This is a genomic window from Candidatus Vallotiella hemipterorum (assembly GCF_910593725.1).
In the GTDB taxonomy this organism is placed as follows: Bacteria; Pseudomonadota; Gammaproteobacteria; order Burkholderiales; family Burkholderiaceae; genus Mycetohabitans; species Mycetohabitans hemipterorum.
In genome coordinates, this window is record NZ_OU343031.1 from 1,106,916 (window position 1) to 1,123,864 (window position 16,949).

Annotated in this window: 11 protein-coding genes; all 11 read right to left on the bottom strand. The window is 41.0% G+C overall.

The annotated features are described in order from the left end of the window. Window positions 1–556: 556 nt before the first annotated feature. Window positions 557–2,866: a primosomal protein N' gene (locus KW136_RS03910; RefSeq protein ID WP_216797315.1), complete on the bottom strand. Its 2,310-nt coding sequence runs from the start codon at window positions 2,864–2,866 to the stop codon at window positions 557–559. Window positions 2,867–4,410: 1,544 nt separating this feature from the next. Beyond that, window positions 4,411–4,836: a F0F1 ATP synthase subunit epsilon gene (locus KW136_RS03915; protein ID WP_216797317.1), complete on the bottom strand. Its 426-nt coding sequence runs from the start codon at window positions 4,834–4,836 to the stop codon at window positions 4,411–4,413. Between the two features lie 75 nt (window positions 4,837–4,911). After that, the gene (gene atpD, locus KW136_RS03920) at window positions 4,912–6,303 is read right to left on the bottom strand and encodes a F0F1 ATP synthase subunit beta (RefSeq protein WP_216797319.1); all 1,392 of its coding nucleotides are present in this window, start codon (window positions 6,301–6,303) and stop codon (window positions 4,912–4,914) included. A 63-nt stretch (window positions 6,304–6,366) separates the two neighbouring features. After that, entirely contained in the window at window positions 6,367–7,251 is an 885-nt protein-coding gene (atpG, locus tag KW136_RS03925) for a F0F1 ATP synthase subunit gamma (protein ID WP_216797321.1), read from the bottom strand. A gap of 78 nt (window positions 7,252–7,329) precedes the next feature. After that, the gene (gene atpA, locus KW136_RS03930) at window positions 7,330–8,871 is read right to left on the bottom strand and encodes a F0F1 ATP synthase subunit alpha (RefSeq protein WP_216797325.1); all 1,542 of its coding nucleotides are present in this window, start codon (window positions 8,869–8,871) and stop codon (window positions 7,330–7,332) included. A 66-nt stretch (window positions 8,872–8,937) separates the two neighbouring features. Next, window positions 8,938–9,474 (bottom strand): F0F1 ATP synthase subunit delta, encoded by a 537-nt coding sequence (locus tag KW136_RS03935; RefSeq protein ID WP_216797326.1) that lies wholly within the window; start codon window positions 9,472–9,474, stop codon window positions 8,938–8,940. Between the two features lie 2 nt (window positions 9,475–9,476). After that, window positions 9,477–9,947, bottom strand: a complete 471-nt coding sequence (locus KW136_RS03940; protein ID WP_216797327.1) for a F0F1 ATP synthase subunit B — start codon at window positions 9,945–9,947, stop codon at window positions 9,477–9,479. Between the two features lie 121 nt (window positions 9,948–10,068). Next, window positions 10,069–10,338: a F0F1 ATP synthase subunit C gene (gene atpE, locus KW136_RS03945; protein WP_216797329.1), complete on the bottom strand. Its 270-nt coding sequence runs from the start codon at window positions 10,336–10,338 to the stop codon at window positions 10,069–10,071. A 62-nt stretch (window positions 10,339–10,400) separates the two neighbouring features. Then, window positions 10,401–11,249, bottom strand: a complete 849-nt coding sequence (atpB, locus tag KW136_RS03950) for a F0F1 ATP synthase subunit A (protein WP_216797331.1) — start codon at window positions 11,247–11,249, stop codon at window positions 10,401–10,403. Window positions 11,250–12,011: 762 nt separating this feature from the next. Continuing rightward, window positions 12,012–12,734, bottom strand: coding sequence for a 16S rRNA (guanine(527)-N(7))-methyltransferase RsmG (gene rsmG, locus KW136_RS03955; protein ID WP_216797333.1), 723 nt, complete (start codon window positions 12,732–12,734; stop codon window positions 12,012–12,014). Then, window positions 12,731–14,740 (bottom strand): tRNA uridine-5-carboxymethylaminomethyl(34) synthesis enzyme MnmG, encoded by a 2,010-nt coding sequence (gene mnmG / locus KW136_RS03960; protein WP_216797335.1) that lies wholly within the window; start codon window positions 14,738–14,740, stop codon window positions 12,731–12,733. Before mnmG ends, rsmG begins: the two co-directional genes overlap by 4 nt. Window positions 14,741–16,949 lie beyond the last annotated feature (2,209 nt).

Genomic DNA, 16,949 nt, shown 5'->3' on the forward strand with positions numbered 1-16,949 from the left:
CGTAGATTTTAATTTTAGCTGAACATTTTAACAAAGTTTTAGGAAAAGATACTATAGTAGATGTCAGCAATTTTATATATAACTAATCTTAGTAGGTAACGTACCTCGCTATATTTTTTCTAAATATACTAATTACTTAATTAGCTATTTGGTATGCACCATAAATATAGAACCTTAGATTTAAAAGCTTCTTAGAACATAGAATATTAATTCTAAATCTAGATACGTAACTATATTTTTATCGGCAGTATCGCTTTAAAAATGCACTACATTTACTTTTAATACCCTAAATCTTTTAAATTTTTTAGCGGCAAGACTTCTCTATTAGAAAGCAATAAGACGGAGCAAGAAGAATCGCATGTGTCGTGTAGAAAGATGCATTAACTGCTGGGTAAGTAGTATCAGATACTAGACACGCTAATACCAAAGCAATGAGAAAATATTGAGAGATATAATATACTTAAAATTTTCAGTAAAAATTCTTAATTTGTTAAGATTTAGAACATAAATAGACTTCCTTTATCGAAATTAAAGGATAAAAATCTTATTATATAATCTAAATATTTAGGGGATCAACTTCTATATTCCAGTAATTCACACTTTTAAGTGTGCGTAACCGTGGCACCCAAGCACGTAGCGCACTTTGTAGTGCTACACGCGAAATGCTTTCAAGTAGCAGCTGTGCACGGTGCACGTGCATTACTTTAACAACATGTAAAGGTACTGGATCATAGCGTGTTACACACTCAGCACCAGGTACTGCATCGAGCATTGTAGATGCTTCCTTTAAAAATCGTAGCGCATCATCTAAACTATATGAGTCGGCTCGCAGTAAAGCCTGAAAAACGAAGGGAGGCAGATACGCATCACGTCGCTCGGCTAGCGTTGCCTTGGCGAATCCGATATAATCATGTCTTACTAACGCCGCATATAACGGATGCTGCGTATGCTTAGTCTGAATTAATACCTCTCCATGATCGCCTGCCCGACCAGCTCGTCCTGAGACCTGTATTAACTGGGAAAATAATCGCTCTCCAGCCCGAAAATCATGCGAAAACAATGCGGAATCTGCATTTAACACACTAACGAGGGTGATCCGTTGAAAATTATGTCCCTTCGCGATCATTTGCGTACCAACCAGAATATCGATATCGCCAGCGTGCACCTCTGACAATAAGGTATGTACACTGCCTTTTCGCCGTGTATTATCGGCATCAATACGCAATACCCTTGCATTAGGCATGACAGCACTGAGCACCTCTTCGACACGCTGCGTACCGGGGCCAAATATTGTCAGATTGACACTGCTACACATTGGGCATGCCTGCGGAATATAACCCCCCCCCCCACAGTGATGGCATCGCATACGCTGCTCACTCTTGTGCAGCACTAAATATGTGCTGCAGCGCGAGCAGCCCATAACCCAGCTGCAAGTATCGCAGGTTAAAATCGGCGCGTAGCCCCGGCGATTTAGAAATACTAAGCTTTGTTCACCACGAGCTAAACAGTCTTTTAATGCTTTTACAAGTGACATCGATAATCCATCAGATCGATAGCGACCCACCTGTTTTTCTATTTCCATATCTATTAGACGAACTTTAGGCAACATTGCATTCCCTACCGCTCGTCTCGATAAAACTAATGTTATATAGCAGCGCTGACATGCATGCCACCATGTTTCAAGTGATGGCGTAGCTGATCCAAGCACAACAGGAATGTTTAGCTGCTTAGCTCTCCATACCGCCAGATCTCGTGCCGAATAGCACAGTCCTTCTTGTTGCTTATAAGCGGGTTCATGCTCCTCATCAACGATAATTAGTGCTAGCCGTGGCAATGAAGCAAGTACCGCCATGCGCGTACCCAATATAATCCGAGCTCTCCCGGTATGTGCTGCTAGCCAATTTCTAGCGCGCTTACCGTCTGCTAAAGCACTGTGCAAAGTTACAAAAGCAGTAGACGGCCAACTAGAAAAATGCTCCCGGAATACTGCTTCAAACTGTAGTGTTAGGCTAATCTCCGGTACCATTACCAGGGCCTGTGCATCAGGCCTGCGAATAAATAAATCAACTAATCCCTGCAGATATACTTCAGTTTTACCACTGCCGGTTACCCCATATAATACAAATGTCGTAAAGCCACGTGCAGAGTTAATGGACCTGATAGCCGCACGCTGTTCATCATTGAGATTAGCCCCCCCCTTATTTATCCCCTTATATTGGTTTAGTTGTGATGCGATATAAGCGCGCTGACACCCACCGACTAGATTAGTTGTACCGCCTGTTCGCAGCGCCTCGACGTCGCTACGCCATTTTACCTGTACCCAGCCGCGCTCTCTCCACTGATCAAGTGTTACAGCAGCTTTAGCATAAAGAGTTCGGGCATCAAACGCGCTAAGCGTATTTGTCTGCAAAAATGCTTGGGCAAGCCGGCGCGCCCCTATAGCTCGAGACGGCAATGCGCCCAGCAATGTATTACGTCCAGCCTCCGTTAACTGATATAATATCTCCTGGGTAAATAACCTAGGCCAACGAGCGGCATCACGCAGCGCCCGAGGCAACGCTGGTAATGCTACCTCCCCTAGACTACGATGGTAGTAGTTCGCAGCAAAGGTAATTAATTTAAGCCAGTCTTTGTTTAGCGGAGGACAATCAATACACGTATTTTGAATATTTCGCAATCGATTCTGTGGCACGTTAGTCGTATCCACGACCTCGACAATTAGTCCTACTGTTTTTCGATGCCCAAATTGTACTTGGACAAGCATACCAGGCAGTGGCTGTAATGGCAGAGCCCAGCGATAATCATACGGTGCTGAATAAGGACAGTCTAGCGCGACTCTAACATAACAAAAAAGAGGCGGTTGCATAGATTATAGATTAATAAAAGCCGTTATGGTGGGCTAAGATGACAAAGCGAAGTATCACCCAAAATAAGAAATAGAAAATCATAGAACAAAAAGTGGCAGAATTGTTACTTAGCTATAAATTCATCTAAAAATTTATGCTAGACAGCTACCCTGTTGATAATTTTGTGCAAAAGCATACTTTTATCCCTATCAAAAAAGCTAGGCTAAGCAATTTTTAATAAAATTAAACATTGTATAAGTAATGTTGCTTTTTTAAAAAAACTAAAAATTTGTTTAAATTATGAACACGTTATACTAGTGTTCTACACATAAAATATATGGTCCAATAAAATCCAAAAAGAATATATATAGGTAGCTTACCTATAGCTTTCAAACAGTCAAATTAACATACCATGTTAATAAGTTTTAGTGAGAGGTATATTTAGCCTCTATATTGATATAGACAATCTAATTAGCGGCGCATACTGCCCACGGCACTGTTGAGGTTTATTAGTTCTCGACGTATCTGAATAATTAAAGTAGTAATATCCATACATATTATTAATGATAAGTACTGCTAGCTAAGTAACATTAAAATTAACTATATATGGTGCATATAAATGCCTCCTTTTCTAAATCCGAATTCAAGTTTTAACTCTATTGCATTAGGAATTGTTGGAATGACTGCACATAGAATTACATAAAATATGGAGACTGTAGTGTCATCTCGGTCGCATAGTGCGACTGCCTAACGTAATAATGTTCCCAAACACGTGCTGATCACTTTATACTTAAGTAAGTAATATCACATTAGGCATATTAATTAGATTAATTTATACTTATTTTTTCATAACATGAGTAAAAAACTTTTAGTAAAAATATAGGGAGCGGTCCAATTTTTAGGAGAAAAATTATTTTTCATATACTAGCTATATCTAACACTAGGCCAGCGTTACCCCTACTAACAAAACTAAGATTTTGAAAAACCGTTAACCTACTAATCACATTAAAAATAACTATAAAATCCGAAAAAACTTTATTAAAATACTATTCTTAGTAAGAATAGTATAAAAACTTTTAATAGGTTCTCGGATAACTAAAATAACAAAAATTAGATAAGCACTATGTGTGTATGGCTAATACTGAATAATTATAGTAACTAAATAGAATGCTACCCATAAATATTATTTATATATATATTTATAAATCAGAATTATTCTGAGATATTTATCTAATCTTACTAAGATGAATTAGTAGTTTCTTCTTATTTAATTTTATTAACTTTCGAAATTAGGTGTGCACTTTTCGTGATTTTATAAAAATAAAATAAGAAGCATACGCAGTGAAATTTTTTAAGGAATATTAAAATATGTTCTAATCGATAGACTTAGGTTTTTTTAAAAAGCAATGATGCTTATAATTTTAGATACTATAATTAGTTATTTGATATTTTATATTAAAATAATAAACTTTAACTTAGCAGTTATTTAATTAACCCTACGCAATAATTTATACCATGCCTAGTTTATAATCAGCATATACTCTAATTTGCTGCACTCTATTGCTCAACGGCGTTGCCTACGACAACGTAGTTGAGCAATAGCTGCGAGTTTAGCGGTAGCATAGGCTAGTTCAGCCTGAGCCGTAGCATACTCAATATTTGAGTTTGTATTTCGCAAAGTCTCTTCGGCGCACTTACGCGCATGCTCGGCTTTTACCTCGTCTAATTCTGCACAACGGATCGCAGTGTCTGCAAGTACCGTTACCGTTCCAGGCTGCACCTCAAGGATACCGCCAGAAACAAACACAAACTGCTCATGGCCATTCTCGTCTTCAATATGCACGGAGCCCGGTCGAATACGCGTAATAAGTGGCGTATGGCCCGGTAGAATACCAAGTTCACCCAACTCTCCTGGAAGAGAGATAAATCTTGCATACCCAGAAAAAATACTTTCCTCTGTATTAACAACGTCTACTTTAATAGTTGCCATATTAATTTAAGGTTAAGTATCAAGCTCTAAACTCTATTAGTACAAATATATGCTGCACTAGCAGTAGAAAACTACTTATATATCTTTTATTTTCTCAAAAGCTTCGTCGATGGTGCCTACCATGTAGAATGCTTGCTCTGGCAGACTATCACACTCGCCATTAATGATCATCCTAAATCCTCGGATTGTTTCCTTTAGAGGTACATACTTGCCAGGTAATCCTGTAAATACTTCGGCTACATGAAACGGCTGTGATAGAAAGCGCTGAATCTTACGAGCACGCACTACTGTTAGCTTATCTTCTGGCGATAGCTCATCAATACCAAGAATTGCAATAATATCGCGCAGCTCCCTAAATCGTTGCAGCGTTTGCTGAACGCTTCTCGTTATTTTGTAATGCTCCTCTCCAATTACGTTAGGATCGATCTGACGTGACGTCGAATCAAGCGGATCAACCGCTGGATAGATACCTAGCGAAGCAATATCACGCGATAATACAACGGTAGCATCTAGATGACCGAACGTAGTCGCCGGTGATGGATCAGTAAGGTCATCTGCCGGAACATATACGGCTTGCACTGAGGTAATAGAACCAGTTGTCGTAGATGTAATGCGCTCTTGCAGCTTTCCCATTTCCTCGGCGAGAGTAGGCTGATAACCTACTGCGGATGGCATTCGCCCTAACAGAGCAGATACTTCTGTACCTGCTAAGGTAAACCGGTATATGTTATCGACGAAGAATAGGATATCGCGACCCTCATCACGAAAGTGCTCGGCCATCGTTAGGCCCGTCAACGCTACGCGTAGACGGTTACCTGGCGGTTCATTCATCTGACCATATACTAGTGCGACCTTATCTAAAACATTTGAGTCCTTCATTTCATGGTAGAAGTCATTCCCCTCACGAGTACGCTCACCTACGCCAGCGAATACAGAGTAACCTCCATGCTTCTTCGCGATATTATTAATTAATTCCATCATGTTTACTGTTTTACCTACGCCAGCGCCGCCAAATAACCCGACTTTTCCGCCCTTAGCAAAGGGGCACATGAGATCGATTACTTTAATACCAGTCTCAAGTAACTCCATGGATGGAGAGAGTTCGTCGAACGCTGGTGCTCTCTGATGAATTGATCGCATGTGTTCGCGAGAGATATCCCCTGCCTCATCAATCGGTCGGCCTAGAACGTCCATAATCCGGCCAAGAGTTGGTATACCGACCGGTACAGTAATCGGGTGGCCTGTATTTTTTACTATCAGCCCGCGGCGCAAACCTTCAGATGATCCCAGGCAAATTGTGCGTACAACACTATCGCCAAGTTGTTGTTGAACTTCAAGCGTTAAATCGCTATCTTCTAGAATTAGTGCGTCGTAAATATTCGGTATCTGCGTACTCGGGAACTCGACATCAATAACGGCACCGATGCACTGTACTATCCTACCCTCTACCAAAGCATTGGTACTCATTGCATTTCCTTTAGATACTTAATTTTTCCAAGCGCGTGGTTTAGGGCTTTATCCGCATAACGCTCAGATTGCCGCTGCACCGCTGATGATTTCTGATAGTTCTTTAGTAATCGCCGCCTGACGGCCCTTATTATAGACAAGCTGAAGGTCGTTAATAACCGTATTCGCATTATCAGATGCAGCCCTCATCGCTACCATACGAGCTGATTGCTCAGATGCTATGTTCTCTACGACAGCTTGGTATACAAGTGTTTCTACATAGCAGACCATCAAGTCATCAATTACTAACTTCGCGTCGGGCTCGTAGATGTAGTCCCACAACGATTTGGGTAGGACGTCTGCATCTAGATTCTTCTCGAAACGTTCATTTGTTAATGGCAATAGTTGCTCGATTACCGGCTCCTGCTTCATCGTATGAATAAAACGTGTATAGGCTATATATACCGCTAATAATTTGCCCTGAGAATACCGGTCAAGCTGTATCTTAATCGCACCGATCAACTGCCCTAAGTGTGGGGTATCTCCAAGCTGGGTAACCTGAGAGAGGATCTTACTGCCACAGCTGCTTAATAAAGCGATTCCCTTACTACCGATTACGGTCGACTCTGTTTTTATGCCTTGTGTAGAGAAATTTTTAAACTTCTGCACTAGTGCACGTAACATGTTTGTATTCATGCTACCGCACAACCCCTTATCAGTAGTTACTGCAATAATACCTACTGTCCTTTTGCCTGTATTCTTCACCATAAAGGGATGATAATATTCTGGATTGGCCTCGCTTATATGCGCAATAATATCCCGAACTTTATGGGCATACGGACGAGCTGCTTTCATACGTTCCTGCGCTCGTCTCATCTTCGATGCGGCTACCATTTCCATGGCTTTTGTGATCTTTCGCGTGTTCTGCACGCTGCTGATTTTGCCGCGGATTTCTTTTATTCCAGCCATTGCTTGCTCCCTATCTGAACAGCATAGCCAATTATTACAAGGTAAAATATAGACTGTATGCTATCCGTGTTCCTGAGATCAGTAAGCGCGAGACTTCTTAAAGTCCTTGATCACCGCATGCAGCGCAGACTCATCATCCTTAGTTAGATCTTTTTTTTCTTCTATACGCTTAATCACTGCGGTATGATTAAGCTTTATAAATTCGTTTAGGCTCTTTTCAAAAAGCAGTACATTTTTTACTTCTAGATCATCTAAGTAGCCATTATTGACAGAGAACAGTGCGACCGCTAGTTCATGAACCCGCATCGGCTGATACTGCGGCTGCTTAAGTAGTTCCGTAATTCGACGGCCACGCTCTAGCTGCTTTCGGGTCGCCTCATCTAGATCCGACGAAAATTGAGCAAATGCCGCAAGCTCACGATACTGCGCTAAATTAGTACGGATGCCACCGGACAGCTTTTTAATTACTTTTGTTTGTGCCGCCCCACCAACCCGAGACACCGAAATCCCAACGTTAATTGCTGGGCGAATACCGGCATTAAATAAATCAGTTTCCAGGAAGATCTGGCCATCAGTAATTGAAATAACATTAGTTGGTACGAACGCAGTCACGTCACCAGCCTGCGTCTCAATGATTGGCAGGGCAGTCAGTGATCCACTCTTATGCTTTATTTCGCCATTGGTAAACTTTTTAACATATTCTTCTGACACGCGCGCTGCCCGCTCAAGCAGACGAGAATGTAAATAGAATACATCGCCCGGATATGCTTCTCGGCCCGGCGGACGACGCAGAAGAAGTGAGATCTGACGATACGCCCATGCTTGCTTTGTCAAATCATCATAAATAATTAGAGCATCTTGACCACGATCACGAAAGTACTCTCCCATAGTACAACCGGTATATGGCGCAATAAATTGCATCGCTGCAGAAGCGGATGCTGAGGCAGCTACAACAATTGTATTGTCCATTGCCCCATGCTCTTCAAGCTTGCGAACAACGTTCATGATAGATGACGCTTTCTGGCCGATCGCAACATAGATACATGTCAGTTTTGTACCCTTTTGATTAATGATCGTATCAAGGGCCAGGGCGGTCTTTCCAGTTTGCCGATCGCCGATAATAAGCTGTCTCTGACCACGACCAATCGGCACCATAGAATCGATAGACTTTAGTCCTGTCTGAACTGGCTCAGATACTGACTTACGCCAGATTACTCCGGGAGCGATTTTTTCGATCGCATCAGTGCTTTTTGCGTTGATTGGACCCCTGCCGTCAATCGGATTTCCTAGCGCATCAACGACGCGTCCAATTAATTCCGGGCCGATCGGCACCTCGAGTATTCGGCCTGTTGTTTTAACGGTATCTCCCTCGGAAATATGCTCGCATTCACCGAGAATCACTGCGCCAACTAAATCTCTCTCTAGACTCAGTGCTAGGCCAAAGGTATTGCTAGAAAACTCTAGCATTTCACCTTGCATCACATTAGATAGACCGTGTATTCGGACAATACCATCTGCTACAGATATTACAGTTCCCTGATTTTGGATATCAGCATTAGCCGATAGTCCCTGGATCCGATTCTTAATTAGCTCACTTATTTCAGTGGCGTTAATTTGCATAATCACTCCTAATGTTTAATGCTGTTGCACGGCACCTTAGCTTGATGCAGCCAGATCATAATTTGGTTATGCAATCAACGCCGCCTGCATCTCCGAAAGCCGTGCACGGATGGAGGTATCATGCACTTTATCACCGACTATTACTCGAACGCCGCCAATTAGTTTAGGATCAATCTTCACTATCGGTTTTAACCTGCGCTGGAACTTACGCTCAAGCGCTACGACAAGTTCAGAAAGCCTATCTCCATCGATCGAAAACGCACTTTCAATAGTTACATCAGCCAAACCTTCTTGTGCATTATTTAATATAGAAAACTGGGTGGCGATTTCAGGTAATAACTGAACTCGGTGAGTTTCTACGAGCATCCGTACAAAGTTTTTCGTAGCAGATGCTGTCTTTAGCGGTGACGTTAATTCTGAAATTAGCAGGTCAACAATTTGTTGGCACCCAACCTTTGGACTTGATATAACTGAGAGAACTTCTGGAAGATGTGCAACCTGAGATAACTCTCGCACTAATGCAAGCCAGGAAGTACGATTAGTTGACGCGACATCTAATAGAGCTTTAGCATACGGACGGGCAATAGTTACTAGTTCAGTCATAGTTAAAGCTCGTTTTTTAGCTTGTTTAGTAGCTCTATATGAGCGTTTTCGTCGATCTCGCGCCTTAAAATCTGCTCAGCACCTTTAACGGCTAATGCAGCAACATCTCTGCGTAATGTGTCACGTATCTTAATTACTTGCTGCTCAGCCTCTATCTTCGCTCGTCTAACAATCCCTATCGCCTCAGATTGTGCGTTACGCTTAATCTCGTCAGCTATGACCTGGGCGCGTTCTTTAGCTTCCGAGATGCGTTGCTGCCCTTCATTACGCACGCTTATCCACTCCTCTTCAATCTGCCTATGTACCGCCTCAAACTCTGCCTTGCTCTTATCAGCAGCAGCAAGCCCGTCGGCAATCTTCTTTGAACGTTCATCAAGCGTGCTAATTAGTGGCGGCCAAACGAATTTCATCGTGAACCATGCAAGGATCAAGAATACGATCATTTGTGCAATCAAAGTTGCGTTTAGATTCACGGCGTTTCCTCAACAACTATAGCGTTCCCAGAATTAAAAATAGGCACATTTTCGCAATACCTAGCGAAGATTTTACCTATTTTTTATACGAAGCGCAGCGCGCGGTGCATGCTTAAAAACTTTATCCAGCGAGCTGGGATAGCAATGGGTTCGCAAATGCAAATAGCATGGCCACACCGACACCAATCAGAAACGCTGCGTCGATAAGACCTGCAAGTAGAAACATTTTAGTTTGCAACGGATTTATTAATTCTGGCTGGCGCGCGCATGCTTCAATATATTTTCCACCCATCAATGCGATACCAAGACAGGCACCGATTGCACCTAAACCGATAATAATGCCTATAGCAATAGCAGTCATACCCTGGATATTACCGATGCAAGCTTGCATAATCACTCCTTTTTAAAAGACTTAAGAACTTGAAATCCAAACTTTTTTAGGCCCGTGGGAGCCTAATGAGACTCATGTGCCTGGCCAAGGTAGACTAGTGTTAACATCATGAAAATAAAGGCCTGTAACAACACGATCAGGATATGGAAGATTGCCCATACGCTACCAGCAAGTACGTGACCGATAAAGCCAAGCACTGTTGTATCCGCACCAAAGCTCCATATGCTACCTAGCAACGCAATTAGTAGGAATAGAAGTTCGCCCGCATACATATTCCCGAATAGCCGCATGCCAAGCGAAATAGTTTTCGCAAGAAACTCAATTATATTAATTAATATATTTGGCACCCAAAGAAACGGGTTTGAACCAAATGGAGCCGATACTATCTCGCGCATAAAGCCCTTAAGCCCTTTTATCTTGACGTTGTAGTACAACATCAAAATAAGTACACCAAGCGCGATACCTAATGTGCCATTTAGGTCGGCGGTTGGCACAAGCCGATGATGCGGAATTATATTTGATAACCCAATCCATGCGATAACACTTCCAGGCAGATCAACCGGAATAAAGTCTAGAGAATTCATTAGTGTAACCCAGAGGAATAGGGTCAGAGCTAATGGCGCGATAAAGTGTCGATTACCATGAACAATAGCCTTAGACTGGTTTTCAACCATCTCGACCAACATTTCAATTGCGCACTGGAAACGACTCGGAATACCTGGTGTCACGGTGTAAGCAGCGAAAGCTAATATCACGATCGTAACTAGACCCATCGAAATGGACCAGAAAAGTGTATCGATATTAAGAATCGAGAAATCAATGATCGAAGTTTGATGCTTCGATGCAAAATTTTGCAAGTGATGCTGAATATACTCAGACGGATCTATATGCGTTCTTACGCTAGCGACCATGACGTGTTAACCCAATAAATCGAAAATCTTTTTCGTCGGGTACTGAACCAGTCAGTACCACGCTAGTGTAAGCCAATACGCTACTTTCAGTGTAAAAAGGTAGGTGACAAGCAGCGCAAACCAGCAGACGTTTTGATACAGCATCGCGGTCGAAAGAAACAAAACTATTGCTAATATAATTTAAACTAATTCGCCCAGCATACTGCCCCACCTAACGCCGAGGACAGCACAGAATTACCACAGGCGATTTTTAAACGGCCGCCACGCGAGCGCTGCTGTTAATGATACAACTATTTGTACTACTATAACGTGCGTGAGCCTAACGCTTAATATACTTTTTAGTCCCATCCCGCGGATATATTTAGATACAATTCCTATACAATAATTGCCGAGGATCTCTAGCCCTATATATTAGCATGTATGGCATTGTTACCTAACTCAGGTTTTTACTGCTCTCTGTTTTACACGCTGACATACTTTACATGTATACTTTATATATCGCATTCGATCTATGTTAATATTACCATTAGTAGTATTATGCTAATAATATAATCTTTAATTTTTCAGGCTCATAATCTACGTAGTAATACCTTACCTCCGCTTACAGCGCGCATATTATTGATCGTAGACAATTTCATGGGTTATCAATTAATAACTTGATATCGCCGTTAAAAAATTTCTTGTATACCAAGATAAATTAGTAATATGTTTTTGCCACTGAATTACTAGGATTTATAGGATTTTAAGCAATAATTTGATTATCTAGTACCCAATACATTCAGGCTTAATAGCTATTTCAAGAATATGTCGCTCAGCATCAAGTGATGGAACGGTAAGTCGAATAACTTGGCGCACTATCACGTCATCTGGTAACTTAGTAATCTCCTTATCTGGATAAACGCCTTTCATAGCCCATAACACACCGCCCGGCGCGAGCAAATGTCGAGTAAGCGCAACAAAATTCGCTAACTCTGAGAAGGCACGCGATACGATCGCATCAAATTGAGGTAGTATATTAGTCCCAATATGTAACTGCTCCACGCGGCCGGTCACTATAGATAAATTAGATAAGCGCAAGAATCCTTTAGCTTGCTGCTGAAATGCAGTTTTTTTCTGTACGATATCGTTATTTACTACAGTGCAGCATGGCATGGCAAACGCGATTACAATTCCTGGTAGACCATTACCTGAACCCACATCAAGCAATGACGCTGGCGATCGTGCCGCAATATATGGCACGATCGCCAGCGAATCTAACAGATGTCGTATCACCATTTGACGTGGATTACAGATCGCCGTCAAGTTGTAAACTACATTCCATTTTGATAGCAAAGCGATATAGTCTAATAACCCAGAGATCTGTTCTGCTGATAATAAAACTCCTAGCTTAGCAGCACCATCCCATAGTAATTTCTTAAGCTCTATCCGTTGCGTTGAGAAATCTTTGTGTGCACCCTGAACTCTACTATCTCTAGTGTAGATCATTGCGGAGTAGATCGAGTAGGGGAAAAATTCGCTATAGTATCAACGTTTTCTAATTTGGAGATATGAACATTTGACAATGCTGCACTTTTGTGTGGTGTTGAGCAATGAAGATCTTTCTTCAGGTAAATCACTAGTAGTGAGATAGCAGCAGGCGTCACGCCAGAAATCCGTGACGCTTGGCCTATAGTTTCAGGACGAAAATGATTTAACTTTTGTCGGGCCTCAAACGATAGTCCACTGACTTGCGCATAATCTATATCAGCCGGAAGCTGTGCATTTTCATATGCTTTATTCCGCTGTATTTCGCTTGCTTGTCGCTCAATATAGCCCCGATACTTTATCCCAATTTCGACCTGATGCTTGATCTGTGTCAGCATCCTAGGGTCGTCGACTAATACATTAGATGGCGCATAGTGGCTAGCCTGTAATTCCATTAACTTGTCATAGCTAACCCCAGGACGACGTAACAAGTCCGCTAAGCGATATTCATGTTTAATAGGCTCACCCAGCAATGCAATCGCATCTTTTTTTAGTAAAGTCTTAGGATTTACCCATATCGATTTTAAACGGGCTGTTTCTTGTAAAATAGCATCGCGCTTACGCAGAAAAAATATGAACCGAGCCTTATCGACGACGCCCAATTCCCGACCAATTTCTGTTAGACGAATATCTGCGTTATCTTCGCGTAAGCTTAATCGGTACTCGGCTCGGCTAGTGAACATCCGGTACGGTTCGGAAATACTCCTCGTTACAAGATCGTCAACGAGCACACCTAAATATGCCTGATCGCGACGTGGCACCCATGCAGCTCGTTGTTGTATAAAACATCCCGCATTAATACCCGCTAATAACCCCTGAGCAGCCGCTTCTTCATATCCTGTTGTTCCATTAATCTGTCCTGCAAAGAATAATCCTGCGATTTCTTTTGTCTCTAGTGATGCTTTTAATGCCCTCGGATCAAAATAATCATATTCAATTGCATAGCCAGGCCGAAGAAGATAGGCATGCTCAAGACCTTTTATCGAACGAATTAGGTTTAGTTGTGCATCGAATGGCAAGCTGGTCGAGACGCCATTTGGGTAGAACTCATTTGTTGTCAGTCCTTCCGGCTCTAAAAATACTTGATGAGAGTTTTTATCTGAAAATCGATGAATTTTATCTTCGATTGACGGGCAATAACGAGGCGCTTTACCTTCGATTACTCCGGTGTACATTGGTGAGCGATCTAGGCAACTACGTATAATATCATGCGTCTGAGCGTTTGTATGTGTCATCCAACAAGGTACTTGCCGAGGATGCTGCTCTACTCGACCTAGAAATGAGAATATTGGGATTGGGTCTAGATCACCGGGTTGCTTTTCTAATCTTGAGAAATTTATAGATCTACCATCAATTCGGGGTGGTGTGCCTGTTTTTAATCGCCCTTGCGGTAGCTTAAGTTCTTTTAAGCGTGCAGAAAGTGATACTGATGCTGGATCGCCATCTCGCCCACCAGTATAGTTATTTAGACCTACATAAATTTTTCCGTTTAGGAACGTGCCTGTTGTTAATATAACCGCACGGGACAAAAGGCGAATTCCAATCTGTGTTACGACACCTAAAACACGGTTGCCCTTAATAATTAGGTCATCAACAGATTGTTGGAATATCCATAGATTTGGTTGGTTTTCTAGACGACGACGAATTGCCGCTTTATATAAGAGGCGGTCTACCTGTGCGCGAGTCGCCTGAACAGAAGGCCCTTTAGACGAATTAAGAATACGGAATTGGATTCCAGCCTCATCAGTAGCGGCCGCAATTGCCCCGCCCAAGGCATCAACTTCTTTAACTAGGTGTCCTTTACCAATACCACCGATTGATGGGTTACAGCTCATCTGGCCTATTGTCTCGATGTTATGTGTCAATAATAACGTTCTCGAGCCCATTCGGGCAGAAGCAAGCGCAGCTTCGGTGCCAGCATGTCCGCCGCCAACCACGATAACATCAAATTCAGTGGAATAAGGCATGATAATAATTTGGAAAACCCTGGGCACACCCTTGAAAAATAAAAAAGAATAAGCTAGCCATATTAGTTTATCTAGCCCTAGATTAATTAAAATAGGTTTTCCGTTCTGCTATATTCTGACGTATATTATTTAGCTAGTTGATCTAGTCTTGATCATCATACGCCTTAAGCTAAAATTTGAAACAAATTCTCATACTTGCGAATATAAAAAATAGTAGTAGCGTAGCTGACTACCTTTAAAGCCTTGTTTGATATTATCAGCGTATTATAGAAAGCGTTGAAAATATTTATATACACTACCGATAATTTGTTAGAAAGAACACTGAAAGGTCTCTAAAGCGGCTGAAGATACATAATATGAGCTAGTTATTTTCGGATGACATCTAGTATTGATAAAGTAACAAGTAGAAAACAATCTCCTAGGAGATGTAACATAATTATCATATCTAAGTCTAGGCTAAATTGTTTTTTACTACGCAGACAGCTATCGAATATTTGTCTTAAACTTTTTGCTTATCAGCCCACTTTTTAATGAGAATGATAGCACTATAAAACTCGGAATATACCTTGAGTTCAGTGCAATAGCAATAATACCACCATACATGTTTGAGAATCTAGCAGGCATATATACCGTGTTAAACACGATTTTTGATCAGCTTAGTAGCCATCCGGTTCTAGTAGGTATTAGAAACCAAGGACATGTCCAGCAAACTGCTGCTAGTTCTATTGCTAGAGCGTATTGCGTTCTCAGCCTTATATTAAGTGGGTCAGCTGAGAAAACTTGCATATTAGCAATAGCTTGTGTATAGAAGCACTCCATGCCAGTTGATAACTTCATTATGCCTTCCAGATCTAGCGTATAACTGAACTATATTTCGCTCCTATTTAATTAAACGTGTTAGCGAAATATAGATTGAGAAGCGACACAATTATACGTATTAAAAATCTAATTTTAGCTTAATGCTAAATGAGAATGGTTGTAAATTAACAAGGCGTGCGATATCCATGAGCAAAAATTTTGGATTCTGCGCTCCTGTACATCTAGCGAAACTTAAATATCTTGGCTTCATAAATTTTAACGTTATAATATGTCGCATTACTACTTTATGTTAGTGATTATACATCTAAAGACTAAGTTACGTGCAAAGTACCTAGTGTAGCACTAGCTACAGGCTGACATTTGTCGGATTTTACAAAAGTCAGTATATAAACTAGATTTGCTACAAAGCGTTAAAATAATTATATAAGTCGGATGAACTCGCTATTATGATATGTAACTGTGCGACGCCTGCTAGGCAGCGTCAATACAACTGATTACGATTGATGTAACTAAACTACTAGCCCTTGCTAGAATTTTGAAGCTGCGTTTATAATAGCTTATCTATATTTTAAAGATAATCTAAATATAGGAATAACAGTATACTGAGAATCTCAACAAACTCTGAGATACCGATCTCTAAAGCCGGATATATATTATGTCTAACATACTAGCTACTGTAACTAGCATACTTTCTAAGTAAAATGTCTGGTAATAAATACGCATATAAAATGCGACGTTGCTTTAATTATATACATTCGCTGTCGCTAAAAGTAATTTGACTACGCTATGTAATCCGGTGTTCAGAAAGAAAATCCGTTATAGAAAACTTTCTCCAGAACTTAGTGGATACCCCGGAGAAAACTTTTAATTCAGCGTAATACCCTCTCTTGTAAGAATATTAAGTTTCTTTAAGAAATATTAATAAGAGATGATTGTTATGAATACACCGCCGCCTAAAGCGGGTTCGTTAACCACACCCCGCTGTTTACGTGTATCCTACTAACGGTACGCAGCAATCACAATATGAGTGAACACTACATTAATTACAGCTGTCTAGTACAGATTAGCGGACACGTTAGCTAACAAGCTAAATCGCTTTTTACTTTAGATTATTAAAGTTGAGTCGATAGACATACTAGATAAGGAACATGAGCTACTTGGTAAAACAGAGATTACTAAGAATGCAGTAGTATATTTAAACTAGAGAAATAATATTCGGGATATTTTAAACATAAATTCTTCCATAAAATTTTTCTTAATTTATTGCAGTCTTTAGGACTAGGCCTTTCTTGGCTAACTTATGATTACTGCCTGAAACAGTAAAGAGGTTAACTGGTTCTACACGAATTCAATGCATAGTTTACATAAAAACTTGTGGAAGTTTTGTGTT

Coding starts and splice junctions, on each gene's coding strand:
- atpB (WP_216797331.1), bottom strand. CDS start 11,249: ATGGTCGCTAGCGTAAGAACGCATATAGATCCGTCTGAGTATATTCAG.
- KW136_RS03910 (WP_216797315.1), bottom strand. CDS start 2,866: ATGCAACCGCCTCTTTTTTGTTATGTTAGAGTCGCGCTAGACTGTCCT.
- atpG (WP_216797321.1), bottom strand. CDS start 7,251: ATGGCTGGAATAAAAGAAATCCGCGGCAAAATCAGCAGCGTGCAGAAC.
- KW136_RS03915 (WP_216797317.1), bottom strand. CDS start 4,836: ATGGCAACTATTAAAGTAGACGTTGTTAATACAGAGGAAAGTATTTTT.
- KW136_RS03935 (WP_216797326.1), bottom strand. CDS start 9,474: ATGACTGAACTAGTAACTATTGCCCGTCCGTATGCTAAAGCTCTATTA.
- atpE (WP_216797329.1), bottom strand. CDS start 10,338: ATGCAAGCTTGCATCGGTAATATCCAGGGTATGACTGCTATTGCTATA.
- atpA (WP_216797325.1), bottom strand. CDS start 8,871: ATGCAAATTAACGCCACTGAAATAAGTGAGCTAATTAAGAATCGGATC.
- atpD (WP_216797319.1), bottom strand. CDS start 6,303: ATGAGTACCAATGCTTTGGTAGAGGGTAGGATAGTACAGTGCATCGGT.
- rsmG (WP_216797333.1), bottom strand. CDS start 12,734: ATGATCTACACTAGAGATAGTAGAGTTCAGGGTGCACACAAAGATTTC.
- mnmG (WP_216797335.1), bottom strand. CDS start 14,740: ATGCCTTATTCCACTGAATTTGATGTTATCGTGGTTGGCGGCGGACAT.